The organism is Haloarcula mannanilytica, from assembly GCF_005406125.1.
In the GTDB taxonomy this organism is placed as follows: domain Archaea; phylum Halobacteriota; class Halobacteria; order Halobacteriales; family Haloarculaceae; genus Haloarcula; species Haloarcula mannanilytica.
Genome location: NZ_BIXZ01000001.1, coordinates 919,150 through 944,356, shown reverse-complemented (window position 1 = coordinate 944,356; position 25,207 = coordinate 919,150). Strand labels below are relative to the sequence as shown.

29 protein-coding genes are annotated in these 25,207 nt (G+C 64.9%); 17 read left to right on the top strand and 12 right to left on the bottom strand.

Going from position 1 to position 25,207, the window contains the following annotated elements; translation table 11 throughout:
- The first annotated feature begins 81 nt into the window (after positions 1-81).
- Both Harman_RS04800 and Harman_RS04795 read left to right on the top strand, forming a co-directional pair.
- Positions 82-1,122 (top strand): hypothetical protein, encoded by a 1,041-nt coding sequence (locus tag Harman_RS04800; RefSeq protein WP_137682656.1) that lies wholly within the window; start codon positions 82-84, stop codon positions 1,120-1,122.
- 51 nt (positions 1,123-1,173) lie between these two features.
- Complete coding sequence (locus Harman_RS04795; RefSeq protein ID WP_137682655.1) at positions 1,174-2,076, top strand: diacylglycerol/lipid kinase family protein; 903 nt, start codon at positions 1,174-1,176, stop codon at positions 2,074-2,076.
- A gap of 52 nt (positions 2,077-2,128) precedes the next feature.
- Here Harman_RS04795 and Harman_RS04790 read toward each other — a convergent pair whose 3' ends face one another.
- Complete coding sequence (locus Harman_RS04790; protein ID WP_137682654.1) at positions 2,129-2,971, bottom strand: PspA/IM30 family protein; 843 nt, start codon at positions 2,969-2,971, stop codon at positions 2,129-2,131.
- Positions 2,972-3,031: 60 nt separating this feature from the next.
- Here Harman_RS04790 and Harman_RS04785 point away from each other — a divergent pair, with 60 nt between their 5' ends.
- Positions 3,032-3,628, top strand: a complete 597-nt coding sequence (locus tag Harman_RS04785; protein WP_137682653.1) for an alpha/beta hydrolase — start codon at positions 3,032-3,034, stop codon at positions 3,626-3,628.
- Positions 3,629-3,645: 17 nt separating this feature from the next.
- Here the strand turns inward: Harman_RS04785 and Harman_RS04780 are convergent, their stop codons facing one another.
- A complete protein-coding gene (locus Harman_RS04780; RefSeq protein WP_137682652.1) occupies positions 3,646-4,899 on the bottom strand; it encodes an outer membrane protein assembly factor BamB family protein in 1,254 nt (417 codons plus the stop codon).
- A 93-nt stretch (positions 4,900-4,992) separates the two neighbouring features.
- Here Harman_RS04780 and Harman_RS04775 point away from each other — a divergent pair, with 93 nt between their 5' ends.
- From Harman_RS04775 to Harman_RS04750, 7 genes are all read left to right on the top strand, one after another.
- A complete protein-coding gene (locus Harman_RS04775; RefSeq protein WP_137682651.1) occupies positions 4,993-6,408 on the top strand; it encodes a hypothetical protein in 1,416 nt (471 codons plus the stop codon).
- 74 nt (positions 6,409-6,482) lie between these two features.
- Positions 6,483-6,656, top strand: coding sequence for a hypothetical protein (locus Harman_RS21420; RefSeq protein WP_200830827.1), 174 nt, complete (start codon positions 6,483-6,485; stop codon positions 6,654-6,656).
- Positions 6,657-6,704: 48 nt separating this feature from the next.
- The gene (locus tag Harman_RS04770) at positions 6,705-6,896 is read left to right on the top strand and encodes a hypothetical protein (RefSeq protein ID WP_137682650.1); all 192 of its coding nucleotides are present in this window, start codon (positions 6,705-6,707) and stop codon (positions 6,894-6,896) included.
- Between the two features lie 77 nt (positions 6,897-6,973).
- Entirely contained in the window at positions 6,974-8,635 is a 1,662-nt protein-coding gene (locus Harman_RS04765; protein WP_137682649.1) for a CTP synthase, read from the top strand.
- The gene (guaA, locus tag Harman_RS04760; RefSeq protein ID WP_137682648.1) at positions 8,635-9,552 is read left to right on the top strand and encodes a glutamine-hydrolyzing GMP synthase; all 918 of its coding nucleotides are present in this window, start codon (positions 8,635-8,637) and stop codon (positions 9,550-9,552) included. The genes Harman_RS04765 and guaA overlap by 1 nt, the downstream gene beginning before the upstream one ends.
- Positions 9,549-9,860 (top strand): DUF7126 family protein, encoded by a 312-nt coding sequence (locus tag Harman_RS04755; protein WP_137682647.1) that lies wholly within the window; start codon positions 9,549-9,551, stop codon positions 9,858-9,860. The genes guaA and Harman_RS04755 overlap by 4 nt, the downstream gene beginning before the upstream one ends.
- A 151-nt stretch (positions 9,861-10,011) precedes the next feature.
- Complete coding sequence (locus Harman_RS04750) at positions 10,012-10,992, top strand: mechanosensitive ion channel family protein (protein ID WP_137682646.1); 981 nt, start codon at positions 10,012-10,014, stop codon at positions 10,990-10,992.
- Between the two features lie 10 nt (positions 10,993-11,002).
- Here the strand turns inward: Harman_RS04750 and Harman_RS04745 are convergent, their stop codons facing one another.
- From Harman_RS04745 to Harman_RS04725, 5 genes are all read right to left on the bottom strand, one after another.
- Positions 11,003-11,677 (bottom strand): MBL fold metallo-hydrolase, encoded by a 675-nt coding sequence (locus Harman_RS04745; RefSeq protein WP_137682645.1) that lies wholly within the window; start codon positions 11,675-11,677, stop codon positions 11,003-11,005.
- Positions 11,678-11,728: 51 nt separating this feature from the next.
- Positions 11,729-12,841 carry a glutamate-cysteine ligase family protein gene (locus Harman_RS04740; protein ID WP_235007153.1) on the bottom strand — a complete coding sequence of 371 codons (1,113 nt, stop codon included), beginning with the start codon at positions 12,839-12,841 and terminating at the stop codon, positions 11,729-11,731.
- Between the two features lie 235 nt (positions 12,842-13,076).
- Entirely contained in the window at positions 13,077-13,901 is an 825-nt protein-coding gene (locus tag Harman_RS04735; RefSeq protein ID WP_137682644.1) for an aldo/keto reductase, read from the bottom strand.
- 80 nt (positions 13,902-13,981) lie between these two features.
- Entirely contained in the window at positions 13,982-14,947 is a 966-nt protein-coding gene (locus Harman_RS04730; protein WP_137682643.1) for a WD40/YVTN/BNR-like repeat-containing protein, read from the bottom strand.
- A gap of 194 nt (positions 14,948-15,141) precedes the next feature.
- Complete coding sequence (locus Harman_RS04725) at positions 15,142-16,110, bottom strand: molybdopterin-binding protein (protein WP_137682642.1); 969 nt, start codon at positions 16,108-16,110, stop codon at positions 15,142-15,144.
- A gap of 113 nt (positions 16,111-16,223) precedes the next feature.
- Here Harman_RS04725 and Harman_RS21415 point away from each other — a divergent pair, with 113 nt between their 5' ends.
- From Harman_RS21415 to Harman_RS04715, 3 genes are all read left to right on the top strand, one after another.
- Positions 16,224-16,388 carry a hypothetical protein gene (locus tag Harman_RS21415; RefSeq protein WP_200830826.1) on the top strand — a complete coding sequence of 55 codons (165 nt, stop codon included), beginning with the start codon at positions 16,224-16,226 and terminating at the stop codon, positions 16,386-16,388.
- Positions 16,389-16,513: 125 nt separating this feature from the next.
- Positions 16,514-16,840: a hypothetical protein gene (locus Harman_RS04720; RefSeq protein ID WP_137682641.1), complete on the top strand. Its 327-nt coding sequence runs from the start codon at positions 16,514-16,516 to the stop codon at positions 16,838-16,840.
- A 41-nt stretch (positions 16,841-16,881) separates the two neighbouring features.
- Positions 16,882-18,624 carry a sensor histidine kinase gene (locus Harman_RS04715; protein WP_137682640.1) on the top strand — a complete coding sequence of 581 codons (1,743 nt, stop codon included), beginning with the start codon at positions 16,882-16,884 and terminating at the stop codon, positions 18,622-18,624.
- A gap of 9 nt (positions 18,625-18,633) precedes the next feature.
- Here the strand turns inward: Harman_RS04715 and Harman_RS04710 are convergent, their stop codons facing one another.
- From Harman_RS04710 to Harman_RS04700, 3 genes are all read right to left on the bottom strand, one after another.
- A complete protein-coding gene (locus Harman_RS04710) occupies positions 18,634-19,332 on the bottom strand; it encodes an SDR family NAD(P)-dependent oxidoreductase (protein WP_137682639.1) in 699 nt (232 codons plus the stop codon).
- A gap of 75 nt (positions 19,333-19,407) precedes the next feature.
- Entirely contained in the window at positions 19,408-19,971 is a 564-nt protein-coding gene (locus Harman_RS04705; protein ID WP_137682638.1) for an isopentenyl-diphosphate Delta-isomerase, read from the bottom strand.
- Between the two features lie 47 nt (positions 19,972-20,018).
- On the bottom strand, positions 20,019-20,654 hold the full coding sequence (locus tag Harman_RS04700) for a helix-turn-helix domain-containing protein (protein WP_137682637.1): 636 nt from the start codon (positions 20,652-20,654) through the stop codon (positions 20,019-20,021).
- Positions 20,655-20,833: 179 nt separating this feature from the next.
- Here Harman_RS04700 and Harman_RS04695 point away from each other — a divergent pair, with 179 nt between their 5' ends.
- The 4 genes from Harman_RS04695 to Harman_RS04680 all read left to right on the top strand — a co-directional run bounded on the left by Harman_RS04695 (position 20,834) and on the right by Harman_RS04680 (position 23,446).
- Complete coding sequence (locus Harman_RS04695) at positions 20,834-21,247, top strand: SRPBCC family protein (RefSeq protein WP_235007152.1); 414 nt, start codon at positions 20,834-20,836, stop codon at positions 21,245-21,247.
- A 106-nt stretch (positions 21,248-21,353) separates the two neighbouring features.
- Positions 21,354-21,659: a CGCGG family putative rSAM-modified RiPP protein gene (locus Harman_RS04690; protein ID WP_137683133.1), complete on the top strand. Its 306-nt coding sequence runs from the start codon at positions 21,354-21,356 to the stop codon at positions 21,657-21,659.
- Positions 21,660-22,733: a radical SAM/SPASM domain-containing protein gene (locus Harman_RS04685; RefSeq protein ID WP_137682635.1), complete on the top strand. Its 1,074-nt coding sequence runs from the start codon at positions 21,660-21,662 to the stop codon at positions 22,731-22,733. It abuts the gene before it with no gap.
- 65 nt (positions 22,734-22,798) lie between these two features.
- Positions 22,799-23,446, top strand: coding sequence for a helix-turn-helix domain-containing protein (locus Harman_RS04680; RefSeq protein ID WP_137682634.1), 648 nt, complete (start codon positions 22,799-22,801; stop codon positions 23,444-23,446).
- An 8-nt stretch (positions 23,447-23,454) separates the two neighbouring features.
- Here the strand turns inward: Harman_RS04680 and Harman_RS04675 are convergent, their stop codons facing one another.
- Positions 23,455-24,618, bottom strand: a complete 1,164-nt coding sequence (locus tag Harman_RS04675; RefSeq protein WP_137682633.1) for a hypothetical protein — start codon at positions 24,616-24,618, stop codon at positions 23,455-23,457.
- A 1-nt stretch (position 24,619) separates the two neighbouring features.
- On the bottom strand, positions 24,620-24,850 hold the full coding sequence (locus Harman_RS04670; RefSeq protein ID WP_137682632.1) for a DUF2249 domain-containing protein: 231 nt from the start codon (positions 24,848-24,850) through the stop codon (positions 24,620-24,622).
- Between the last annotated feature and the right edge of the window lie 357 nt (positions 24,851-25,207).

Below are 25,207 nucleotides of genomic sequence, written 5' to 3'. Positions count from 1 at the left end.
TGATACGGATTCTCGCTGACCGTACATCGCCCAGCGCGTGCCGGGCTCGCGCTTTTATACCCGGCGGGCGAGCCGACCTGTATGACCGCTGAAAATGGGGAGTCCAGCGACACCATGCGGGAGCGCGCCGCCGGTGACACCCGACTCCTCTGGCTCCTCCTCGATGCGAACCGCTGGCTCGTCACCGCCCTTCTCTCGGCTGTTCTGTTCTGTTCGATTCTGGCGGTCGGCCACCTCCATCCGAAGCCGCCGCGGACGGTGCTGACGAGTGGTGACCCGGTCGAAACGATGTTCCAGGCGCTGATTACGGGGACCATAACGGGCGTCACGCTCGTCCTGACGCTGAGCCAACTCGTCCTTTCCCAGGAACTGGGCGCGGTGGGTGACCAGCGCGACCGGATGGACGGCGCGATGCAGTTCCGGGCCGACGTGGCTGACGCCGTGGATACGCCGGTCAGTCCGGCGGAACCGTCGGCGTTTCTCCGGTCGCTGGTCCGCGGGACCGCCGAACGGGCCGAGACCGTCCAGAGCGCTGTTGACGAGACGACGATCGATGAGGACCTGACCGCGTTGCTCTCGACGTATCTGGACGACGTGACGGACAACGCCGACGAGGTGACCGACCAGCTCGAAGGGGGGACCTTCGGAGAGTTCGATGTCATCAAGGCCGCGTTGAACTACAACTACTCCTGGAAGCTGTACGTCGGTCGGCGTATCCGCGAAGCCTACGCCGACGAGCTCTCCGACGAACTCGACGACTCGCTGGCGGAACTCGTCGAGACGCTCGAACTGTTCGGACCAGCACGGGAACACTTCAAGACGCTGTATTTCCAGTGGGAACTGTCCGAACTTTCTCGAACGCTGCTGTACGTGGCCATTCCGGCACTTACCGTCGCTGTGATATCGTTGCTGTTTTTCCACCCGGGTAATGTCGCCGGCGCAACGCTCGGCGTGGCGGACGTGCTGTGGCTGCTCGCGGCGACGACGACACTCGCGGTGCTGCCGTTCACAATCTTGCTGTCGTATATCCTCCGTATCGTCACGATAACCAAACGAACGCTCGCTATTGGTCCGTTTATTCTCCGCGAGACGGACCGGAGCGTCGACGTTGACTGGGAGTGAGGCCGCGGCACATCACCACGGTATAAGTGCTGGACTGGACTCGATACTACTATGCAGATTGGTTCGCGCCGGTGTATCATCAACCCCGTCAGCGGTGACGGCGAGCATGCCGACTACGTGCCGCGGTTGATGGAAGCACGCGGGTTTGACGTGTACGAGACTGAGGGGGAGGGCGACGCGGTCGAACTCGGCCGCGAGGCCGGCCGCGCCGAGGCCTCGGAGGTCGCCGTTTGTGGCGGCGACGGGACGATAAATGAAGTCGTCCGCGGACTCAACGACGCCGGGCACCTCGACTCGGTGACACTGAGCGTCATCCCGGCCGGAACGGCGAATCTCCTCGCGGGGAACATCGGTATCAGGGACATCGAACACGGCATCGAAATCGCCGACACCGGCGACACCCGAACTGTCGACGTTGGCGTGGCCGACGCGGACCCGTTTCTCGTTTCCTGTATCGCCGGACTCCCTGCCGACGCCAGCGTCTCGACTCCGGGCGAACTCAAAGAACGGTTCGGCACGCTGGCGTTTCTCATCACCGGGACACAGGAGGCGCTTCGTTTCGACGGGCTCGACCTCACTATCGAGGCCGTCGGCGAAGACGGCCCGTTCACCTGGTCCGGCGAGGCGACGTGTCTGCTGGTGGGCAACGCCCGCAAGTTCATCGCCGAAGGCGGACAGGCTGATATGGAAGATGGCCTGCTCGACGTTGCTATCGTCGAGCAGATGCCCGCTGGCAACCTCGTCGCGGAGGCTATCGGGCAGCGACTGCTGGCGCTGGACACCGACGGGGTGACTCACGTCCGGGCCGATGAGATTACCGTTGACGGCCACGGCGACCCCATCACGTTCAGCCGTGACGGCGAACTCAGCACGCACGAAACGTTGTCGCTGTCGGTGCGTGAAACCACGCTGACGCTGCGGGTCGGTCCGGGGTACGAGCCGAACCCGGACTAACCGTCGGCGACTCGCTCGCAGAAAACCCAGCGGGGACCGGCCGCCGGTTGTCTTACTTCTCGTTGTCTTTCAGTTCGTCCAGTTCCGACTCGACCTCGCTCTCGTCAACGTCGACCTGCGTGGACTCATCGGCGAGTTCCTGTTCCAGTTCGGCCTCGGAGACATCAGCGTCGCTTGACCCGCTGTCGCCGTCCTCGGCTTTCCCCATCTCGGCTTTCAGCGTGTCGAGTTCCGCGTCGACCGACCCTTTCTGCTGGACCTCTTCCAGTTCGCGCTCCAGCGAACTCTTATCGGAGAGCTGGTCTTCGAGGACCCCGTCCTCGCGGAGTTCGTCCATCGCCTGCGAGCGGGCCTCCATGTCCTCGGTGCGCTCCTCGGCGCGTTCGATGGCCTGGTTGATGTCCTGCATCTCGTCGCCCGCACCCGTCATCGCCTCGTTCACACGGGCGGAGGCCTTGGCGGCCTCGTGGCGGGCCTTCATCGTCTCCTTTTTGGTGCGGAACTGCTCGATCTGTTTCTGGAGCTCGTCTTTCTGCTCGACCAGCTGGTCCTGCTGGGCCTGCAGGTCCTGTATCTGGCCTTCCAGCTCCTCGATCTGGCTCATCTTTTGCTTTTTCTTCTCTAGGGCCTGGCGGGCGAGGTCCTCGCGGTCCTGTTCGACGGCCTGGCGGGCCTGTTCGTTGTGTTTCTCGACGTTCTCTTCGAGGCGGCGCTTCTGTATCTCCAGTCGCTTCTTCTGTGTCGTCAGGTCCGCGATCCCCTGCTTGACATCCTGCAGTTCGTCACGCAACTGCTCGTAGCTGTAGTCGAGGGTCTCTGTCGGGTCCTCCGCTCGGTTCAGGACGGCGTTGAGCTTGGAGCGGATGACGTACGACGCGCGCGAGAGGATTCCCATGTATGCGCATTGGTCTCTCCAACCTTAAATTTCTTACAGAGGTATGACGAGTGAACACGCATGGGTGACACCGTTCGGATACCGGGCGGCCGACGCGTCACCGCGACGCTCGACCGCCCCGAGTCGGATGCCGTCGTCGTCGCGTGCCCGCCCCATCCACAGCACGGGGGGTCGCGGTCAGACACGCGGCTGCGAGCGGTCAGCGACGCACTCGTGCCCGAGGTCGGCTGTCTCCGCTTCGATTACGGTCCGTGGGACGAGGGTCGCGGCGAACGGGTCGACGCCGAGAACGCGCTGGCGTGGGCGAGCGAACGGGCCGATTCCGTCGGCTTGTTCGGCTACAGTTTCGGCGCGGCCGTGGCGCTCTGTGCAGCCGCCGAACTCGACGCCGCGGCTGAGCCGGCGGTCCTGTCAGTGCTTGCGCCGTTGGCGGCCCTGACCGAGCATCTGGATGCCGCTGCTGCTCTTGACGCCATCGACTGCCCGGTACAGGTCGTGGTCGGTGAGCGTGACGACACCGTCGACTGGGAACCGGTCGCCGACCGCGCCGTCGAACTGGGCCACGCCGTCGAGCGCCTGCCAGCCGACCACCACTTCGTCGGCCAGAGCGGACGCGTCGGCGAAACCGTCGGTCCGTTCCTCCGAAGTCACCTGTAGCCGCCGGAAACGCGGACTCAGGACTCGCCGATAGCCTGCAGCGGACTCCCGGCTCCGCGCTGCCAGTCGAGTGTTACGACCCGCCCGTCACCGTAGCGGACCAGGATTTCCGCGTCCCCGTCGCTGTCGAGGTCCGCGAGCGTCGGGAACGTCCAGATCCGGACATTGCGCTGATACGCCGCCAGTTCCTCGCCCGTCTCGCCGTCCAGCACGGCGACGGTCCCGGCGTTGGTCACGGCCACCACTTCGGTGGCGTTGTCGCCGGTTACGTCACCCAACACCGGCGCACGAGCCGACCGGCGGCTGTCCTCACCGATTGGCGTCTCCCACTCGGTGTCACCCGTGGTCGCGTCGAGCGCAAGCACCGTGTCACCGCTAACGCCGGCGTACACCTCCCGGTCGCCGTCGCCATCGCCATCGCCCGTTTCGTGGATGCGCGGCGTCCCTGCGACGGTCCGGTTCCAGCGGATCGCTCCGGTCGCACCGTCGAGACCGCGGAGCCGCTGGGTCGTTCCCGCGACAACGGTCGGCTCTGGCCCGTCGGTCAGCGCCATCGTCGTCGCATCGACCGAGCGGTTCCACACCGGTGACCCGTCCGGCCCATACACTGCAACGGTGTTATCGCCGCCGACGACCACCTCTGTCGCCCCGTCGCCGGTCACGTCGACGAGTTCGGGGCGCGTCCAGACGGTCGTGTTCGCGTCGGCGCGCCAGGCGACCGTCCCGTTACCATGGACGACGACGAGGGTCCCCTCGATATCGCTGGTCACCACCTCCGGCCCGGGGCCGCCGGTCACGTCCCCGACCGACGGCTGCCCGTAGCCGTAGGCCGACAGCGGGACGCGCCACTGCTCGGTGCCCGTCCCGCCATCGAGCACCACGAGCGCGTTCTCCGTCGTGCTGGCGGCGACCTCCAGCGACCCGTCAGCGTCGAGGTCGGCGACCGCGGGCTGGGTGAGTGCGTGCGTGAAACAGCTCTCTGCGGGCACGCTCCAGCGCCAGCGGATCGCCCCGTCGCTCGGGCGCAGTCGAACAAGCGAACAGGAGTCGGGACCGATCTCCTCGGCGTTTGGCACCGCCGCCACCGGCGCGATGACGATGTCGTTCCGGGGGCCGACGCCGACCGCGTGGTGGTTCACCTCGTTGTCCCTGGCGGTGTCGCTTATCCACTGCTGTGACAGCTGTCCACCGCCGTCTGTGAGTCCGATAGCGACGACGCCGGTCAGCCCCGCGATGAGCAGTCCGGCGACGATGAGGGTCCGAAACCGCATTACCTAGCCGTCGGCGGGGAGTCAGCATAAGACCGTCCATCCGGGGAACTGCGAGACGGTACGTACTTGCCCGGTCCGTTGTCAGAGACGGATATGGAATGTCGGTCACAGCCGCCGCGACGATCATTGCTTGTCGCCGCGTCAGTACTGACTGGACTCGTCGCGGCGACGGGGACCGCGAGCGCACACGGCGCGGTTGGCGGCGGCATCGAGGCCCCGATTCCGCTCTGGCTGCTGTACACCGGGGCCGGGGCAACGGTGGCCCTGACTGCCGGCTGGCTGGCCGTCGGCGAGCGCCAATCAGATACCGGGCGCGGACCCGGCGAGAGTCACGCGGACCGAGAGGCGACGAATCGGCAGCTATCCGTGGGGCTCGGGACCAGCCGGCTGCTCCGAACGCTGGGTCAGTCACTCGGGCTGGTCGCGCTGGCGCTCGTCCTTCTCGACGGGCTCGCCGGGCCACAGGTCCAGTCCGACAACGTCGCAACGGTGCTGTTCTGGCCGGTGTGGCTGAAGGGGCTCGGCCTCGTCGCCATGCTCGTCGGCAGCCCGTGGCGCGTCGTCTCGCCGTGGGCGACGCTGTATCGCGGCCTCGTTCGGCTGGAGGGCGAACCCATTGCCCTCCTGGGTGAGTATCCGAGCCGACTCGCTCACTGGCCGGCGCTTCTGGGCTTTGTCGGCCTCGTCGGCATCACGGAGAACATCACGACGCTGCCGCGCTCGCCGCGACTCACGGCCGCAGTCGTCGCCGGCTACGCGCTCGTCATGCTCGTCGGTGCGCTGGCCGTCGGTCCGGAGTGGTTCCGGCGGGCAGATCCGCTGTCGGTTCTCTACCGGCTGTTCGGTCGCGTCGCCCCGGTCGCTGTCGAGCGGACGAACGGGGGGTATCGGCTCTCGCTACGCCCGCCGTGGCGCGCTTGTACCCGGCCCGTTGCCGACCGGTCACTGGTGGTCTTCGCCATCGCCACGGTGTACACGGTGAGCTTCGACGGGCTGACGAACACGCGCCCGTTCCAGACCCTCCTGAGCGGTTTTGCACTACTTGGGACTCCGACGGGGACGGCAATCGCGCTCTATGGAGCCGGGTTCGCGCTGTTCGTCGTCAGCTACTGGGGAGCGATCAAGCTCGTTACGACCCTGGGTACTGGGGCTGGACGCGGCGGGATGGCCCGGGCCTTTGCCGGCTCACTGCTGCCAATCGCCGCCGCGTACGAAGTGGCCCACACCTATCCGTTCGTGCTCCGGAACCTGGGCGGACTTATCGAGATCGGGACCGCTGGCTTCCTTTCACCCGACCTCGTCGCGTGGCTCCCGGTCGCCGGGTTCTGGGGCTCGCAGATCCTGCTCATCGTCGGCGGCCACGTCGCAGCGGTCGTTGCCGCCCACGCCGTCGCAACCACTCATTACGGCCGCCGTGGGGGCCGCCGGGCACACCTGCCGCTCGTCGTCGTGATGGTCGGCTACACTGTCCTCTCGCTGTGGATCATCTCCCAGCCGGTCGTCGCCTGATTCTGGCGCGGTCACTACCGCTGCCGCTCCGTCGGTATCGAAAGACACAGGCGCTGTCGACCCGACATCTGGCCATGAACCGCGCGCTCGCGTTCGCTGCCGTTTCGTTTACCGCCACGCTGGTAACGCTGTTAGTGCTGATGCAGACGGCCCTTGTTGCGGGTGGCCCAGCCCGAGCGGTCGTCCTCGCCACGATGGGCGGAGTGGGGACATACGTCGCTATCAGATCTGGCGTCCTCAAGTCATAACCTCCGGTCGAAGGTACATTTATAATATATACTGATAAATATTGTAGTATGTCAACGCGCACCAGTGAGGCGGTGTCACAGTCGACACGACAGGGGGCGGTCTCGCTTCTGGGTGGCTTCGTTGCCGGCTATCTGCTGTTTATCGCCATCGGCTCTGGTCCCGATGACGCGCTGTTCTCGGCGCTGTCACTCGCCGTTCTCGTGACAGGGTGGCGAATACTCACGCAGCCGTCACTGTAGCCGCGTTGACACTGCGATAGGGTGGCGAACAGTGCGCGCTCCGAAACCGTTTAGACCACGCGGGGTTCACCGTCGGTATGCCGACCGAACCCGAAACGGACTACGACCCGGAGCTGGGTCGGAAGTTCATCTTCGTCACCGGTGGCGTGATGTCTGGCCTGGGGAAAGGCATCACCGCCGCCAGCACAGGACGGTTACTCAAAAACGCCGGGTTCGACGTTACAGCGGTCAAAATCGACCCGTATCTGAACGTCGACGCCGGCACGATGAACCCCTTCCAGCACGGCGAGGTGTACGTGCTGAAAGACGGCGGGGAGGTCGACCTCGATCTGGGGAACTACGAGCGGTTCCTCGACATCGACATGACCTTCGACCACAACGTCACCACGGGGAAGACCTACCAGCACGTCATCGAGAAGGAGCGCGCCGGCGACTACCTCGGTCGCACGGTCCAGATTATCCCGCACATCACCGACGACATCAAGCGCCGCATCCGCGAGGCTGCCGAGGGCAACGATGTCTGTATCATCGAAGTCGGCGGCACCGTCGGTGACATCGAGGGGATGCCGTATCTCGAAGCGCTCCGACAGTTCGCCCACGAGGAGGACGAGGACGATATTCTCTTTACCCACGTCACGCTCGTTCCCTACTCGAAAAACGGCGAACAGAAGACCAAGCCGACCCAACACTCCGTGAAGGAACTTCGCTCTATCGGCCTTCAGCCGGACATTCTCGTCGGCCGCTGTTCGGATAAACTCGACATCGACACGAAAGAGAAGATCGCGCTGTTCTGTGACGTGCCGACCGAGGCAGTCTTCTCCAACCCCGACGTTGACGATATCTACCACGTCCCGCTGATGGTCGAGGAAGAAGGCCTCGATGAGTACGTGATGCAGGAACTCGACATCGCATCGGAGGCCCTGCCCGAGGACGAGCGGGAGAACCGCTGGCGCGACCTCGTCACCCAGCAGACCGAAGGCGAGGTCGAGGTCGCCCTCGTCGGCAAGTACGATCTCGAAGACGCCTACATGTCCGTCCACGAGGCGCTGAAACACGCCGGCTTGGAGAAGAACGTCGACGTGAACGTCCGGTGGGTCAACTCCGAGAAGATGAGCGACCACCACGCCGACCGGATGCGCGAGGCCGACGCCATCGTCGTGCCGGGCGGGTTCGGCGCTCGCGGTACGGAAGGGAAAATCGACGCTATCCAGTACGCCCGTGAGAACGACGTGCCGTTCCTCGGGCTGTGTCTCGGCTTCCAGATGGCCGTCGTCGAGTACGCCCGGAACGTGTTGGATCTCGACGACGCTCACTCGGCGGAACTGGACGAGGACACGCCCCACCCCGTCATCGACATTCTCCCCGAGCAGTACGAGATCGAGGACATGGGCGGGACGATGCGGCTGGGCGCCCACGAGACGGACATCGACTCGAACACGCTCGCCGCGACGCTGTACGGCGGTGAGTCCTGCACGGAGCGACATCGCCACCGCTACGAGGTCAACCCCGAGTACATCGACGACCTCGAAGCCGCCGGGCTGAAGTTCTCCGGCCGCGCCGGGAACCGTATGGAGATACTCGAACTCGCGCCCGAGGTCCACCCCTACTTCATCGGGACGCAGTTCCATCCGGAGTTCCGCTCCCGACCGACCCGTGCCAGCCCGCCGTTCGTCGGCCTGCTTGAGGCCGTGCTCGGCGACGACCCCCACACTGTGACGACCGAGGAGGTGAGCCACTGATGGTGAACGTCGACGAGTTCATCACTGATGCCAAAGCCGAGATCGCCGACGAGATCGGCGATAAAAACGCCGTCATCGCACTTTCCGGCGGCGTCGACTCCTCGACAGCCGCCGCCTTGGCCTACGAGGCAATCGGCGACCAGCTCACCCCCGTCTACGTCGACACCGGGCTGATGCGGAAAGGCGAGACCGACCAGATCCGCGAGACGTTCAGCTATATGGACTCGCTGCGAATCGTCGACGCCCAGGACCGGTTCCTCGACGCGCTCGGCGACGAGACCGACCCCGAGGAGAAACGGCACATCATCGGCGAGCAGTTCATCCGGGAGTTCGAGACCGTTGCGAAGGACGTTGACGCTGACTACCTTGTCCAGGGGACCATCTACCCCGACCGCATTGAGAGTGAGGGGACCATCAAGTCCCACCACAACGTCGGCGGCCTCCCCGAAGTGGTGGACTTCGAGGGCATCGTCGAGCCGATGCGGGACCTCTACAAGGACGAGGTCCGCGAGGTCGCCCGCGCGCTCGACCTCGAAGAGATCATCTCCGAGCGGATGCCGTTCCCCGGACCCGGACTCGCCGTCCGAATCATCGGCGAGGTCACCGAGGAGAAACTGGAAGTGGCCCGCGAGGCCAACCACGTCGTCGAGGAGGAACTGGAGGAGTACGAGCCCTGGCAGGCCCTGGCCGCCGTCATCGGCAAGGCCACCGGCGTTAAGGGCGACAACCGCGTCCACGGCTGGGTCGTCGCCGTCCGCTCGGTCGAGAGCCGGGACGGCATGACCGCCCGCGCGCAGGAACTCGACTGGGACACGCTCCAGCGCATCCAGTCGCGCATCACCGGGGCTCACGAGAACGTCGCCCGCGTCGTCTACGACGTGACCCACAAACCGCCGGCGACCATCGAGTACGAATGAAGGTCGTTCTCGTCGGCTCGGACCCGAACGGACTCAGAGACGCGCTCGAAGCCGAAGAACACACCGTGACGGTCGCAGACGTGGGCAACCGACCCGGGCTGGAGGAGGCCGGCATCCACGAGGCCGGCGTGTACCTGCTGACAGAGATGTCACAGGCCACCTCCATCGCCGTCGCCAAGGACCTCAATCCCGACCTGCGGGTCGTCGTCTACGCCGAGGGGTCACTGCCTGATTTCGCCAGCCGACAGACCGACCTCGTCGTCGACCCGGACCTGCTCGACGCCGAGGCCGTCGCCGAGGAACTGTAGGATCGCTCGGTCTTTTCGTGTCTATGCCGTCCGCCTGACAGTACCAACAGCCGGTTCGGCCGCATACTCTCGCTGCTGAAGAAGCCATAATTTAATACATTTTTCGACGGATTTAATAGAGAGATTAAGAGAGTAGCTACCGGATACACCCATGTTAGCGATTCAAGCCGTCACGGAACGACCGCTGTTGCTGCAAGCGAACGTCACTGACCGCATCGTCGCGGACATCCTCGCGGTTTTGACGACTCTCGTCGCCGACGGCGTATCGGCCGTCGGGACGATACTGGTTGCGGCAGCCATCCTCGCCATCGGCTACGGGATCGGCGAGTACCTTGACGACGCGGTGTACGACTGGACGCTCGAACGCGGGCTCGACGACCGCGCCGAGGAAACGCCGGTGTCGGCCGTCACAGCCGAGTCGGACCCGGTCGCGTCCGCCGCAGGACTGCTCGCCCGATATCTCGTCTACCTGGTCGCCGTTCTTGCGGCGGTCAGAACGCTGAACATCAGCGAGCTCCGGACGCTCGCCGCGACGCTGTTCGGATACGTCCCGAACATCGTCGCCGCCGCGGTGTTCCTGGTCGTCGGATTCGGTCTCGGCCGACTGCTGGGCACGCTCATCCCCGGTCTCGTCTCCCGACCCGGTCTCACCGAGAATTTCCCGGAGACACACCTCGGACAGCTACTCGACGCTGACAGCGGCACCGTCGGCAGCGTGGCTGGGCTAATCGTCGAGTACTACGTCTACGCGGCGGCCGTCTACGTCGCTGCGGCGACGCTCACTATCGCTCCCGTCGTGGTCCTGCTCCGTGATGGGCTGACCTACGCGCCGACCTTGGCCGGTTCCCTCGTCGTCCTCGTCCTGGGGGCACTAGTCGCTGACCACGTCAGTGACGTGGTCACGTCGGTCGACGCCGCCGAAGAGTGGGTCCCGACGCCGCTCCTCTCAGGGACGATGCAGGCGCTCGTCTACCTGTTTACCGCCGTTATCGCGCTCAACCTCGCGGGCGTCGACTCGCTGCTGCTCGCCGTGTTGTTGCTCGCGGTCGTGTTCCCCGTCGGTATCGGGTTCTCGCTGGCGGTCGGGCTGGGCGGTCAGGACTTCGTTGCCAACCAGCTCAGTAGCGACTAAGCCGGCCGTTTCACAGCGTCGCCGCCAGTTTGCTGAGTTTCGCTGAACCCCCTTCCTCGAAGGGGACGCCGTGGCCCGGAACGGCGATTTCGAAACCGGGCGCACGCTCGGCAAAGTCACGGATACTCCCGGCGACGCTCTCGGTCTCGTAACTCACCAGCCACGGCGAGGGCTCGAAGCGGCCGCTGTCTTCCCGAACGAGATCGCCTAACAGCCCCAGTGACAGGTCCTCGCTGACGTAACTGACGTGGCCCGGCGTGTGGCCGGGCGTGTGATAGGCGGTGAAACTGCCGACGGTGTCGCCGTCAGCGAGCGGGACGACATCGTTGTCCGGTGCGTCGAGTAGCGGGGAGACGAGTCGCTGGAACGCCCCCTTGTGGTTGCCCAGCGGCGGGGCCTGTTCGCCGGTGACCAGTGGTGCGTCCCGCTCACCGACGTAGATGGTCACGTCGAGGCCGTCGAAGACCGACAGCCCGCCGACGTGGTCGAGATCGAAGTGCGTGAGCAAGATTCGGTCCAGGTCACGGAGCTCGTAGCCGGCGTCGCTCAGCCCGGCGATGAGTTCGTTGCCATGCCAGGGCAGCCCTGTGTCCACGAGCGTCAGCGTTCCGCTGTCGTCAACGAGCGCTGCGTTGACTCCCCCGAGGTCGTACCACCAGCTGTCGTCGGCGAGCGCCGTTACCATAGTCCGGCGTTGGAACGGCGATTCCTAAATTGTCACTGTCCCGTCTCGGCGTCAATCGAGTGCGACCGGCGCGGCCTGTCGCACGTCGTCTTGGAGGCGGTCGGCATGTTCGAGCCGGATCTCACGAGCGTCACGAGGCGTGACCGGCTCCGGCCTGTCGAACGTCAGCGCGACCGGCTCGTAGGCGTCCACGTCGAACCCCATCCGATCGAGATACGACTGAACACTGTCGGCGGCAACTCCCTCCCGGATAGCATCGTTCGCGTATTCGAGCACAGCATCGAATTCGGGGAGCACGATCTCGTCGTCGGTCACGCGGCCCGTCGCTCCCTCGATGCGCACCTCGGTTCCCCTGAGGTGGTCCATGAGTGCCACCACGGTATCGGCCAGTTGCAGGACCTGACTCGGGAGCGCGGCGTCCGGCGACCGCCACTCGACGGTGCCAAACTCGGCCCGGAGCTGGACCGGCGTCCAGATCGCGCTTTCTGGCTCGAAGTTCGCCGCGACGGTCCGCCGGTCGATACCGGCGTCGATAGCTGCGGTCACAAACTCGTCGTAGCGCCGTTCGAGCCGGCGGTCCCACTCGGCGCTGTCGGTGACGTACGACCACAGCCAGCCCTGGTGTGGCACCGAGTTGTACGCCATCCAGCGGTAGAGTTTCGAGCGTGCCCCGTCGGCCAGCTGCCGGCCGCGGAAGTACGGCGATGACGAGACGAGCGCCAGCGCGGGATCGATTGCGATCAGCGTGTTCAACTGGTCGATTGCCCGCCCCGGCTGTTGTTCGACATGGATGTGGGTCCCGGCGCAGTGGCGGACGTACTCGAAATCGTCGCCGACGACGCAGTTTTGAATCCGCGTCCGGTCGCTCGGGATCTCCTGAATCTCGTCAGCGTTGACCGGCGTCGAAAGCGGAACGAGGTGTTTTCCGCGGTCGTCGGCCCGCCGCAAGACCGCCTCCAGACGCTCTAGGAGTTCCTCGCGCAGTTCTGTGGCTGTCTCACACGGCGTCGTCTTGACTTCCAGCAGGGGCTCGACGAACTCCCGCTCCGCCCCCGGGGTTGCGTCGACGAGTGTCCCAGGTTCGACCAGCCGGCCCGCGTCATCGATGACCCAGTACTCCACTTCGATGCTCCGTCGTATCGGTTCGGATTCGTGTACTGACACAGTGGCCTCGCTGTGGATTCAGCGGTGTGTTCTCATGCTGGAAGATGTTGGTAACACACCACACGATACATGGGGCCAGATCGCTTATGATAGTTGTGTGATTGGTAATACTTGCGGCTAACTATACCACGAACATTGCATAATATGAATGACTACGGTCTATACGTAGTATATCTGGACCAATAGACTACGAAAAGTTTTTTGGAAGTTAGCGAGTTCGAGACAGGCTAGGGTCTCAGAACGGCAACTGCGACCGGACGAACTGCACGCCGGTCCTGACCTTCGAGGGGTCCCGAATCCGCTCTATCTCCGCGTCGGTGAGTTCGAAGTCGAAGACGGCCATGTTCGCTTCCAGATGCTCGCGGCTGGACGCTTTCGGAATCGCGGCCACGCCGTCCTGCTGGAGGAGCCACCGCAGAGCGACCTGAGCCGGGGATTTCCCGTATCGGTTGCCAATCTGAACGAGCGCCGGATCATCGAGGACGCCGCCGCGAGCCAGCGGGCTGTAGGCGGTCAGGAGTACGTCGTGAATGCGACAGTAGTCAAGCAGTTTGCGCTGGTCCCAGTAGGGGTGGTACTGCACCTGGTCGGTGAGGATGGGGGCCGCAGAGATGTCCCGGGCCTCGTCCAGCAGCGACGGCGAGAAGTTGCTGACGCCGATGTGGCGGACCAGGCCCTCGTCGACGAGGTCGTTCATCGCCCCGAGCGTCTCCGACAGCGAGGCCATCCACGGTGTGTTCGGCCAGTGGATGAGCAGGAGGTCCAGATAGTCCGTCCCGAGTTTGTTCAGGCTCTCCCGCGTCGACCGGCGGACGCTGCGCTCGTCGCGGTTGGACCCGTCGAGCTTCGTCGTCAGGAACACGTCTTCGCGGTCGACCGCGGCGGCTTCGATGCCCAGCCCGACCTGTCGCTCGTTGCCGTAGGCCTGTGCTGTATCGACATGCCGATAGCCCATTTCCAGGGCCGATTCGACCGTTTCGCGGCAGGTCTCGCCGGTCAACTGCCACGTTCCGAGGCCGAGTGCGGGGACCGACGTTCCCTGGACCTGAATCTCGTCCATGCCGGCTGTTGGAGGGGGGCGGTGAAAAGTCAGTGGCTACGCAAAACTGCTATCTCGAACCGGAACGCGCTACCGCGTCGTCACTTTTCGAGGATGGTCCCGCCCGAGCCGACCGCGATGTCGGTACCGCCGCGGACGACGGCCTTCAGGTTCTCGCCAGCGGGGGTCTCCTCCTGGGTCCAGTCACCGCCGCCGAGGGCGTACACCTTGCCGCCGCCACCGACCGTGTAGCCGGTGCTGTCGTCGTCGGTGACCTCGATGTCGCGCAGGCCGGCGTCGCCCGTGTCGGTCGGCGTCCACTCGGACCCGTTCCAGTGGAATATCATGCCGCCGCCGCCGGAGATCCACACGTCGTCCGGGCCGTCGGAGTCGACGCCGTAGAAGTTGACGTTGGCGTCAGCGAGGCCGATCTTGTCCCACGTCGAGCCGTCGTCGGTGACGAAGACGCTCTTGTTCCCATCGACGATGTGGCCCGAGCGCACGCCGTGGAAGTCGACGGCGTTGATGGCCGACCCGGAGCCGGGCGTGGTGTAGTCCCACGTCTGACTCGCGCCGTTCTCGAAGCTGTAGTACATCTTCCCGGAGTCGCCGGCGACGTAGACGTTCGCCTCGCCGGCGTCCCCCGTCACGGACACGTCGTTGAAGTTGTTAGTAACGTCCATCGGGGCGCTGTGGTCGGTGAGGACGCCCGATTCCACGTCGTACTCGCCGATAGCGCCCGACGCGCCGACGAACCAGAGGGCCTTGCCGTCGTCGGTCACGTCGGCCCCGTAGAGGCTGTTGCCGTTGCCGGTCGGGCCGCCGCCGAGGACCTTCTGCCAGCCCTTTCTGGTTCGTTCGAGGACGATACCGCCACCCGCCACCGCGTACGCGCCGGTGGCCGTGTATTCGACATCGTGGAGGGTGTTCCCGGTCGGGGACTCGACGGACTCCCAGGGACCGGCCGCTGCAACCGTCCCGGAGAGGGCCGCCCCGCCGACTGCGGCTGCAGCTGTCGCGCCGATACCCTTGAGCACGCCACGTCGTGTCGCGTTGCGATCGGACATGACATCCGATTCTGTGGACTGTCCCCACTTCAATGGGGGGCGCAGTTAACGACCTTTCACGGTGTTTGAAGCGTTTAAACGGTCGATATTCGGGAGAATAGCCGGTTGGAGTCAGAAATCCGGGGGACCCGTCGGAAATCGGCAAATATCACGTTAAGTCGGCTAAACGGACACAAGACTGATACCGGGACGGTTCAGGACAGTTCGGCGACGAGGGTCCCGGCTTCCGCCGCGATGATCTCCTCGATCCCGAGGCGGGCGGCCGCGGGTTCCGCGGGCAGACAGAACACTGGCGTCCCGTCGGCGATCCCAGCGGTCGCACGGACGGCGATGACACCGGTCCCCCGTTGTTCGAACAGGAGACTCCGGTACACCTCCTCGAACCCCGGCAGCGCCTTCTCGAACAGCGGATGGACCGCTTCGAGGGTGTGTTCCGTCGGCGCGACGCCGAGACCGCCGGCGGTGACGACGACCGCCACGTCGTCGCGCTCGACTAATCTGTCGACGGTCCCCTGGATGCTGTCGTAGTCCCCTCGCAGGCGTTCGCGGGCCGTGACTGTCTGTCCGGTCGCTTCCAGCGCCGTTTCGACCGCCTCCCCCGTTGGATCGCCCTCCTCGGTTGCCGTCCCGACTGTGACGACGGCAACGGCGACTTGCTGTTCTTGGGCGGTGTCGGCTGTCGGCGTCGTCTGCTCAGCCGTCCCGCTAGCGCCGGCCGCCACCTCGTCCGACTGTGACGGCGGGCGGGCGCTCTCAGACTGTTGATCCTGTGTCGGTCCGTCGGCCTGTTCCGCCTCTTCTGGCCCGGGTGTCGGTGGTGACTCGCTTTCTGTGTCAGCCGACGCCGCGTCGTCGGTTCTCCCCGCGACGGAACTGTCCGCCAGTGGGTCTCCGGTCCCGGCGTCTGCTGTGGACGTGCTGTCCGTTTCGGTTGTTTGCTCGTTGTAATCGCTATCCGTGGTATCGCCCGCAGCCGACGCTGTGTCGGCATCGCTGTTTGTCGGATCTGAACTCGACTCCGTCCCGTCACTCGCTGCCGTGTCCGCTTCCTCCGGCCCTGCGTCGGTGGCCGTGGGCTCGTCGTCAGACGACTCCGCCTCGTCTGTCTCGTCGTCCTCGTCAGTCGAGCCCCGCCGTGTGTCGCGGGACTGGAAATCCACCATACTGGAGTTACGGCCGCCCTGGATAAATACCTGTACGACGGGTCTCCCGCTCGGAGTGCATATTCTCCCCGAACACCGATAGATTTAAGAAATATTCTGGTTAAATAAATACTATGTCGGTGAGATTCCATGTCGTCTGTCACGAGTGTGCGTTTGAGGGTATCTACGGGGACCAGTCCGTCGCAGAGAGCCAGCGGGACGCACACGCTGTCTCCAGTGGGCATCGGATGAGCCTGCGAGACATCTCTGACCGGAACGCCCCCGGACCGACACAGTAGCGGGACCGTTAGCGTTTTGCGCTCGCTTGCCTGACTTCGAGCCATGCCGCCACGCTGGTCCGTCGGTACTACCGGACGCCCCACTGTGACACACTATTTGAGTGGCCGTGACGGGGGGGGTGCCGATGGCTGACGACGAGTCTGGGTACGTCCACCGCCCTGACAGCGCCACCGAGTCATCTTCCAGAGAGCCCAGTGCTACGGACAGCGAGGCGAACACACCGGCCAACGATGGCCCCGAGTTCGGGACGAGCGGCTGGATTCTCGTCGGGATGATCGGCGTGGCGTTCCTGCTTGTCCCCGGCGCGATTCTACTGCTGCCGTCCGCTCAGGGCGTCATCAGTAGCTTTGGACTCACACTCCGGGACGCATACCTCACGCTCCCGCTCATCCCGGCGTTCGTGCTCGGCGTCCTTGCGGTGTGGTCCGCGATTCGCTCGCAGTCGGAATGACGGGAATAGTTATATCGGGGACTCCATTACTACGCTACTGAATGGTCCTGTCGCCGCTTGCTGTCGTTTTATTGTCGGGTGTCGTCGGTATGGGCGTCGCCTTTCTGGTGTGGCTCCACCGCGACCGACCCGGTGCAGGGCCGCTTGCAGTGTTCGTCGTTGCGGCGAGTCTCTGGGCCGTCGCCTACGGCGTTGAGCTAGCCGCCTCTGGAGTCACCACCATGGAGCGCCTTGTCCAGATCCAGCTGACGCTGTCGGTGATAATCCCCATTGCGTGGCTCGTGACTGTTATCGAATACACGGGCCATCCACACTGGCTCACCCGGTTCCGGACGGTGCTGTTGCTCGTCGAGCCAGCGGTGTTTGTCACGCTTGTGTGGTCGAATCAGGCTCATAGCTTCATCTGGTCCGGGAGCGGGACACAGTACGTCTCGGCGTCGTCGGTGACTCTCGTTCCCGCATACGGAGTCGCGTACTGGGGACATCTGTCCTACATACTGCTGTTGATCCTGGCCGGTAGTGTACTTCTGTTGCGGATGCTGTTCCGGTCGAATGAGGTATTCCGGGGCCAGGGAGTCGCACTGTTGCTCGCTATTGCTGTTCCCACGGTTATCCAGACGCTGTTCGTGTTTGGCGTGTTTCCGACGGCCTTCGATCCGACGAGTCTCGGCTACGTCTTGTCTGGGGTCGTCCTCTCGGTCGCCATCCTTCGGGGGCAATTGCTCGATGTCGCACCGGTCACGCGGGAACTGGGCCGGGAGGCAATCTTCACCGAACTGGACGACCAGGTCATCATCGTCGACGACGAGTGCCGCATCGTCGATATCAACGCGGCCGCCGCGGCGCTGCTAGATGGCGATCAGGACTCGCTGCTGGGCCGGTCACTCCAGGGTGAGCTGCCACGGCTCGCCGAGACGGTTCCCGGTCCCGGTGAGCGAGCGCAGACCGAAACGACGCTCGAACACGACGGCGGGGTCAGGTACTACGACGTGCGCGTGACGCCGCTGTACCGAGCCTATGGCGTCGTCTCAGGTCACCTGATCAGCCTCCGTGACATTACGGACCGCCGCCAGCGCGAGCAGCGGCTGGACGTGCTCAACCGCTTGCTCCGGCACGACATCCGAAACGAGATGAACGTCGTCAAGGGGAACGCGGACCTGCTCCGGGATTCGGCCGACGCCGAGGAACGCGAGCGCCTCGACCGGGTCATCAGAACGGTCGACGACATCGTCGACCGAAGCAACAAGATCGGGCGGGTCACCGAAGCCTTAGAGACCGAACAGCACAGCCCGACACCGCTTCGGGGGCTGCTTGAGACGGTCATCGACGAGGCCCGGGAGCACAACCCCGACGCGACGATCACACTCGCTTCCGAAGAGGGAATTTGGATACAGGGCGGCCCGTCGGTTCTCATCGCGCTGGAGGAACTGGTCGAGAACGCCGTTGAACATCAAGCGGCCGGCGCGGACCCCGTCGAGGTCGAGATCACCGCGACGCGGGCCGACGGAACGCCGGGCGTCCGCGTGGCCGTTCACGACAACGGCCCCGGCATCGCAGAGCACGAACGCGAGGTCATCCGGTCGGGCACCGAGACGCCGCTCAAACACGGCTCCGGCGTCGGACTCTGGCTCGTTAACTGGATCGTCCGGAACCTCGGCGGTCGGATGTCGTTTCCCGAGACGGACGGGTCGGGAACAACTGTGGAACTGCAGTTGCCCGCGGCCGAGCCCGCTCACGCGACGGACGAGCCAGCGGCGGCAAACCGGGGCAGGACCGTCGACTGAGCGGGGTATTCACCACTCGATTTCGGCCTTGTCGCGCCAGAACCGACCGCTCGGCGCCTCGGGTCTGAAGCGAGCGAGCCAGACCGGCGTTTCGGCCCCTTGCTCGGGCGTCCGCGGGGCGCTCTCTTCAGTCATGTCCGTCTGGACGTAGCCCGGGCACACTGAGTTAGCGATGAGCCCGTCACCCGCGTACTCGCCGTCGAGGTACTTCGTCAGCCCGTTGACGCCCGTCTTCGAGATGCGGTAGGCCGGCGTGCCGCCCGACTGGCTCTCGGTGATCGCTCCCAGCCCGGAGGACATCGTGACGACGCGGCCGCCTTCGTCGGCCAGCAACAGCGGGAGGGCACACTTCGTCATGAGGACCGCGCCACGGAGGTTCGTATCGAGCGTGTGGTCGATAACGTCGATGGGCATCTCGTCGAGTGGCTCCCGCGAGTCCATCACGCCGGCGTTGTTGACCAGCACGTCGAGTTGGCCCTGTTCACGCTCGATGCGGTCGACCGCGGCGACCATCCCCTCGTCGTCGGTCACGTCGAGTTCGATGGGGTGGCGGTCCGCGGCGTCGATGTCGTCGGTATCACGAGCGCCGGCGTACACCGTCGCGTCAAGGTCGACCAGTCCGTCGGCGATTGCCTTCCCGATACCGCGCGTGGCCCCGGTGACGAGTGCGACCTGCCCGTCGAGGGAGTCATACAGCGGAACGTCCATACCCGGGATTAGGCGGCGGGGCCGAAAAGGAGGGGGGTCGGAGTGGTGGCGAGACCCGTACCGACAGCGCCGCTGTTACCGCTCCTCGTCCCGACGCATCGCGATCTCGAACCAGGGACAGAGGCGCAGTTGCCGGTAGTACTCGGGGTTCTCGCGGAGTCGCTCGTAGGGGACCCACATCAGGCCGTCGACCTCCTCGGGATTGGGTTCAAGCGAGGTGTCGTGCAGTGTGGCTTGCAGGACCGCACACACTTCCCACTCTAAGCCGGCGTTCTCGTAGTAGCGCTTGTACTCGAACCGGTCGGTCACGCGGAGGTCCCGGTACTGGGAGGGATCGATGCCCAGTTCCTCTTCGAGCCGTTCCTCGGTGGCCTCGACCTGCGTCTGGCCCTGGACGGGGTGGGAGGCGACGGTGCCGTCCCAATGGGTGTCCCAGAGGCGCTTGTTCGCCGCGCGCTGGGCGAGCAAGATTCGGTCGTTCTCGTCGAACAGCAGGGCGGTAAAGGCGCGGTGGCGGACCCCGTCGCCGGTGTGGGCGTCGAGCCGGTTGACCAGCCCCTCCTCGTTGTCGTCGGGATCAACCGCGATGACCTCCTGCCGGGCGTTTTCGTGCGTCTCGTCGACCGCGTCGGAACTCATATGTCGTATCTCTCACAGAGGCGCGTATTACGCGCTTCGACTTCCTCTCACCGCGCGGGGAGGTCCGAAACGAACTGCTTCAGGATCTGCTCTTCCGCGCGGTGGAGCGTCTCGCTGCAGGTCGACTTGGCGATACCGACCCGGTCCGCCAGTTCCGTCAGCGAGCACTCCCGAGGCGTGTCGTAGTAGCCCGCGTCGATGGCCTCCTGGACCAGTTCCAGTTGGCTCTCGGTGAGTACCTGCTCGGTTTCGAGGTGTTGCTGGATGCGGTCGACACTGAAGGAGATACCGAACTCCTCCAGTTGGTCGCCGAGTTCGGAGAGCCGCTCCTGGGGTGCCGATATCTCCCAGACCGCCTGGCCGTCCGACAGAGTGAACGGCATCTCAAGCGGGACGCCAGACCCCTGCACCGGAAAGAGCAGGAGCGGCATCGACGTTTCGAACTGGACTAGCGCGCTATCGTCCCGGTGGGACAGTATCTCAAGCGTCGTGACCGACTCCCGGTTCTCGATGTCTCGGAGGATTGCCGGTAGGTCGTCCGACGTGATCTCTGCCAGCCCGACGCCGGAGTCTTCGCCCGGGAGCGCGGACAGGATACGAAACGTCGCGTCGTCGTACGCTCGCGAGATGTCGCCGATCCAGATCTCATCCGGAATCGTGAGCGTGAGTTCAGCGTGTGGCATTGGTGTATCCGAATATATTCGCCCGACCCCCGCGGCCGTAATCCCGAACATGTTCGGATTCTGCGGACAGGAACAAGAAACTTGGGGAGTTGCTCGGAGCAGACCCGTCACGAAAACCGCAGAGCCGAACATCTCCGGGTATGGCGAACGCTTATTCCGCCGGCCACTGGCCGTCCGATATGGAGCGCGTTTCGCTGACCCGGACGATCCCGGCCGACCCGGAGACAGTGACCGACCTGATAACGGACGTGGAACCGTTCATGCTCTCGGCGGGGTTCGACGAGGTAACGCTCGATGGGGACGACCTCGCTATCAAGAACCGTGTCGGACTGTTCGAAATCGAACTGGACCTCGAAATCGTCGAGACCGACGCAGTGTTGCGGTACGACCAACGCCAGGGCATCTTCGAGTCGATGATGACCGAATACACTGTCGAGGCTGTCGACGGCGGGACCGACGTGACGGCGACGACGGAGTACAGCGCGCTCGATCTCCCGGTACTCGGTGAGATGATCGACTCGACCGTCATCTCCCGACAGCGAACGAAGGAACTGAACAACCAGTTCGACTGGCTCGTCGAACAGACGACCTGATGCACTGGGGCCGTTTGTAATCTGGACGGTGACCGACCCACTCGGTATAAAAAAGCCGAACATATACGGCGGAGGACCGAGGGGTATGCGCCGCCAAACAGTACGTATGAGCCATCCCCACGAGGACGTGCCGCCGGTAACGACCGAGGTTCACGACAACTCCTGGTCGGCGAACCTGGAGACGCCCGAGCACGCCGAGGACCCGGAGATGGTCGTCGACCAGGCCATCGACGCCGTCGAGAAGACGACGGTGGGGAACCACGTCAACCTGGTGAGTCACGCCGACCACGGCCACCCTGAGACCTACCTGTACGACCCACTGGAGGAGGCGTTCGGCGATACCATCTCGCTGGAGTACGTCCAGCAGTGTGGCTGTGGGGGCCACGTCACCCGCGTCCACCGGGAGGCATAGATGCGCGGGAATCTTGACCTCGACGAGCAGCCGCTGGTGCTGATCTGGGAGGTGACCCAGGCCTGTGAACTGGCCTGCAAACACTGCCGGGCCGACGCCCAGCCCCGTCGCCATCCCGACGAGCTATCGACGGCGGAGGGAAAGGCGCTGCTGGACCAGGCCCGCGAGTTCGGCGACGGGCAACTGGTCGTCCTCTCGGGCGGGGACCCGCTCGCCCGCGAGGACCTCCCGGAGCTTATCGACTACGGGACCGAGCAGGGACTCCGGATGACGCTGACGCCAAGCGGAACGAACTCGCTCACGCGGGACCGGCTAGCCGAACTCGACGACGCCGGACTCCGGCGACTGGCGCTGTCCATCGACGGCGGCGACAGCGAAGCCCACGACACCTTCCGGGGCGAGTCCGGCAGTTTCGAGGCGACGATGGACGCCGCCGAGGCGGCGCGGGACCTCGACATCCCGCTGCAGATCAACACCACCGTCTGTGCGGAGACCGTCGAGCAACTGCCGGCGATTCGGGACCTCGTCGCGGACCTCGATGCGGTGCTGTGGTCGGTGTTCTTCCTCGTCCCGGTCGGGCGCGGGCGAGTGCTGACACCCATTGACCCGGAGCGCGCCGAGCGCGTGCTGTCGTGGCTCCACGAGGTCAGCGAGGAGGCGTCGTTCGGGCTCAAGACGACCGAAGCGCCCCACTACCGGCGCGTCGCGATGCAGAACCAGGACGAGGGAGCCAGCGGCCTCAAACGCCGGATGGGTATCCGCGCCGGCAAGGGATTCGCGTTCGTGAGCCATACCGGCGAGGTGTTCCCCTCGGGATTCCTGCCGAAATCGGCGGGCAGCGTTCGGGAAGAGAGCGTCGTCGATATCTATCGAGAGTCGCCGCTGTTCCAGCAACTCAGGGACGATGACGCGCTGACGGGCAAATGTGGGGCCTGTCGGTACCGAACCGTTTGTGGCGGTAGCCGGTCACGGGCGTACGCGACGACGGGGGACCCGCTAGCAGCGGATCCGCTCTGTGACTACCAGCCCGACGGGTTCGAGGGACCGGTTCCCGACCAGCACCCGGCAGATTGAGGGGATTTTTCACTCCGTGGGAACGCGCCTCACCCGTTTTGTAATACGATGGTACAGGTACACACATGAGTGACTCCGGCATCAGAGTGGAGCTGTCGGTCGACGCCCCAGGGGCTTGTCCGGTGGCAAGCGTCTCGGACGAGGCGGGCGCGGCCGTGACCGATATCGCCCGAAGCAGCCCGGACGAGAACGGGCAAGTCATCGAAGAGTTCACCGCGACAAGCACGGGCGAGGCTACAATCGAGGCACGAGAGGACATGGAGAAGGTGTTCGCCGCGGGCGATGGGGCCCGGTATCAGTTCACCCGGTCGCGGACCGACTGTGTCTGTGAGACGGTCGAAACCTTCGACTGTCCCGTCGCAGAGATGCGCGCCGAGAACGGCCAGCTCTGCATGACATTCCATGCCCCTGACGTTGACCGGGTGCGCGCCATCGTGACGCGGCTGAAAGAGCTGTACGACGGTGTTTCGCTCCGGTCGATGCGGCGAAACGGCGATGTGGACCCGGTGGACTCGATTCTGGTCGACAGGAGCCAACTCACCGACCGGCAACAGGAAGTGCTCGAAACGGCCGTCGAGATGGGCTATTTCGAGTATCCGAAAGGGGCCAATGCCGGCGACGTGGCGTCGGAACTGGATATCTCCGTTTCGACGTTCGCGGAGCACCTCGCCGCCGCCCAGACGAAACTGCTCGACAGCATCATCGCTGAGTAGGCGCGCTCCTACCGATTCCGCTGGCGAGCGAAGGCCGCCAGCAGGAGATACGTATAAACCACGGCACCGAGGACGCCGGCAGCTGTGCCGACAGTTATCACCCAGTCGACCCTCCCGACGAGCCCGAGTATCTGCATGCCGAGGCCGCCACCGAGCAGTCCAATTGACACCAGTGCGGTCCTGTCGTTCGCCCGCGGCCAGACGCCGACTGCCGGCGGGTAGAACTGGAACGCTGCGCCGACCACAGTTAGCCCGAGAAAGCCCGCCAGCATCGCCCGATAGTGTGCGCTGATTAGCGCCGGACTCCGCCCAGTCAGGGCGATGGTCAGCCCGAGTCCGATGCCGACGACGCCGGCCACGGCTGCCACCAGCACCGCGTAGAACCCGACCCGGCGGCGCTTCGACCGCCGGAACAGAACGAGATACGACAGCGCGAACCCGACGACCGCGATAGCTTCGACGATGCCGCCGACGAGGAGGAGCCGGCGGTCAAACAGCCAGAAGCCGAGCAGTGCGGGACCGACAGCCCCGGCGGCGACGACCACTGTGACGACCGCCCTCGGCGGTTCGGCGACCAGAAACCGGGGGAACAGCCGGAAGCCGACGCCGAAAACGAACTGCGCGGCCGTCCCCGCAGCGAGCAGGTGCGATAGCTGCTGGGGGCGTATCGACCAGAAACCGGCCGTGGTGGCGAGCGCCCCGCCTGCGGCAAGTGCGAGATAGCCCAGCGCTATGGGCACTGCGACGTTGGCAACTCTATCGACCGGCTCTCGATGCGCGTTCGGGCCACCGGTCCCCGTCGCTGCGCCGGTGAGGTTGTCACGAATCGTCCAGCCCAGCGTGCCGAGAAACACGGCGACGCCGCCGGCCCAGAGTGCGGTCCCGACGGGCCGGAGCCACGGCGGTCCGAGCGGCGCGAGCGCCAACGCCGCCGTCCCGACGGCGGACAGCGGGAACTGGACTGCCGGCCCCGACTCCCACGCGAGAGTCCGGTCGAAGTACGACGGGACGAGTGCGTAGGCCTTCCCGAACAGGACGTGCAGGACGAACCCGTACAGACCGAGCGTGACAACGACGCGGCGGGTCGCGGCGACCGCTATCGCGACGTGGAAGCCGACGAAAAACAGCGCGCTGGCGGTGACGAACCACCGCGAGGCGCGCTCGGGCCGCATCTCACTCCGGCCGGATTGTGACGTGCCACTCCTCGTCGGCGACCTGTTCCGTGTCGTACTGGTAGCCCTTTTTCGAGAGCACGTCGTACAGCGGGACCGGCTCGAAACTGTTCACCAGCCGGAGCGCCTCGTCTTCGCCGACCGAGTCGAGCGCGTCCATGATGTGCCCGAACGGTTCGCCGTCGACCTCCCGAACGTCGAGTTCTTGGACCGACTCTCGTTCCGTGCTCATACGTCCGATGACGGTCCCTGCCAGTCAGGCGCTTGTCCCGAACGTGTTCGTGTTCTCGGGGATGCAGTGCTTATCTCTGGGGTTCGGTACGCGAGTACAGGGAGTCGAACAGTCCCCCAGCGACAGTATCCGTCTCTCGCGTTACCGTCGTTGTAGGTGATTCAATTCGTCGTAGAACTATTTGATCAGTACTGGAAATCTGTCTCTCATTCTGACCGGAAATGCTATCAGCCTATTGCCACATTTCGCAAATGATGGTCCTCCGAAGATGGTTCCCTGAGCGCCCTCCAACATGGACAGATATTCTCGTTAGCCTTTTCGTTCTGGTTTGGCTGCCACTCAACGTCGGATACCTAC

Excerpts from the sequence above, each read along its gene's own strand:
- Harman_RS04765 (WP_137682649.1), top strand. The coding sequence starts at position 6,974 with ATGCCGACCGAACCCGAAACGGACTACGACCCGGAGCTGGGTCGGAAG.
- Harman_RS04695 (WP_235007152.1), top strand. The coding sequence starts at position 20,834 with ATGGAGCGCGTTTCGCTGACCCGGACGATCCCGGCCGACCCGGAGACA.
- Harman_RS04700 (WP_137682637.1), bottom strand. The coding sequence starts at position 20,654 with ATGCCACACGCTGAACTCACGCTCACGATTCCGGATGAGATCTGGATC.
- Harman_RS04745 (WP_137682645.1), bottom strand. The coding sequence starts at position 11,677 with ATGGTAACGGCGCTCGCCGACGACAGCTGGTGGTACGACCTCGGGGGA.
- Harman_RS04775 (WP_137682651.1), top strand. The coding sequence starts at position 4,993 with ATGGAATGTCGGTCACAGCCGCCGCGACGATCATTGCTTGTCGCCGCG.
- Harman_RS04730 (WP_137682643.1), bottom strand. The coding sequence starts at position 14,947 with ATGTCCGATCGCAACGCGACACGACGTGGCGTGCTCAAGGGTATCGGC.
- Harman_RS04685 (WP_137682635.1), top strand. The coding sequence starts at position 21,660 with ATGCGCGGGAATCTTGACCTCGACGAGCAGCCGCTGGTGCTGATCTGG.
- Harman_RS04670 (WP_137682632.1), bottom strand. The coding sequence starts at position 24,850 with ATGAGCACGGAACGAGAGTCGGTCCAAGAACTCGACGTTCGGGAGGTC.
- Harman_RS04690 (WP_137683133.1), top strand. The coding sequence starts at position 21,354 with ATGAGCCATCCCCACGAGGACGTGCCGCCGGTAACGACCGAGGTTCAC.
- Harman_RS04795 (WP_137682655.1), top strand. The coding sequence starts at position 1,174 with ATGCAGATTGGTTCGCGCCGGTGTATCATCAACCCCGTCAGCGGTGAC.
- Harman_RS04715 (WP_137682640.1), top strand. The coding sequence starts at position 16,882 with ATGGTCCTGTCGCCGCTTGCTGTCGTTTTATTGTCGGGTGTCGTCGGT.
- Harman_RS04680 (WP_137682634.1), top strand. The coding sequence starts at position 22,799 with ATGAGTGACTCCGGCATCAGAGTGGAGCTGTCGGTCGACGCCCCAGGG.
- Harman_RS04750 (WP_137682646.1), top strand. The coding sequence starts at position 10,012 with ATGTTAGCGATTCAAGCCGTCACGGAACGACCGCTGTTGCTGCAAGCG.
- Harman_RS04785 (WP_137682653.1), top strand. The coding sequence starts at position 3,032 with ATGGGTGACACCGTTCGGATACCGGGCGGCCGACGCGTCACCGCGACG.
- Harman_RS04720 (WP_137682641.1), top strand. The coding sequence starts at position 16,514 with ATGGCTGACGACGAGTCTGGGTACGTCCACCGCCCTGACAGCGCCACC.
- Harman_RS04675 (WP_137682633.1), bottom strand. The coding sequence starts at position 24,618 with ATGCGGCCCGAGCGCGCCTCGCGGTGGTTCGTCACCGCCAGCGCGCTG.
- Harman_RS04705 (WP_137682638.1), bottom strand. The coding sequence starts at position 19,971 with ATGAGTTCCGACGCGGTCGACGAGACGCACGAAAACGCCCGGCAGGAG.
- Harman_RS04755 (WP_137682647.1), top strand. The coding sequence starts at position 9,549 with ATGAAGGTCGTTCTCGTCGGCTCGGACCCGAACGGACTCAGAGACGCG.
- Harman_RS04800 (WP_137682656.1), top strand. The coding sequence starts at position 82 with ATGACCGCTGAAAATGGGGAGTCCAGCGACACCATGCGGGAGCGCGCC.
- Harman_RS04725 (WP_137682642.1), bottom strand. The coding sequence starts at position 16,110 with ATGGTGGATTTCCAGTCCCGCGACACACGGCGGGGCTCGACTGACGAG.
- Harman_RS04710 (WP_137682639.1), bottom strand. The coding sequence starts at position 19,332 with ATGGACGTTCCGCTGTATGACTCCCTCGACGGGCAGGTCGCACTCGTC.
- Harman_RS21415 (WP_200830826.1), top strand. The coding sequence starts at position 16,224 with ATGTCGGTGAGATTCCATGTCGTCTGTCACGAGTGTGCGTTTGAGGGT.
- Harman_RS04790 (WP_137682654.1), bottom strand. The coding sequence starts at position 2,971 with ATGGGAATCCTCTCGCGCGCGTCGTACGTCATCCGCTCCAAGCTCAAC.
- guaA (WP_137682648.1), top strand. The coding sequence starts at position 8,635 with ATGGTGAACGTCGACGAGTTCATCACTGATGCCAAAGCCGAGATCGCC.
- Harman_RS04780 (WP_137682652.1), bottom strand. The coding sequence starts at position 4,899 with ATGCGGTTTCGGACCCTCATCGTCGCCGGACTGCTCATCGCGGGGCTG.
- Harman_RS04770 (WP_137682650.1), top strand. The coding sequence starts at position 6,705 with ATGTCAACGCGCACCAGTGAGGCGGTGTCACAGTCGACACGACAGGGG.
- Harman_RS04735 (WP_137682644.1), bottom strand. The coding sequence starts at position 13,901 with ATGGACGAGATTCAGGTCCAGGGAACGTCGGTCCCCGCACTCGGCCTC.
- Harman_RS21420 (WP_200830827.1), top strand. The coding sequence starts at position 6,483 with ATGAACCGCGCGCTCGCGTTCGCTGCCGTTTCGTTTACCGCCACGCTG.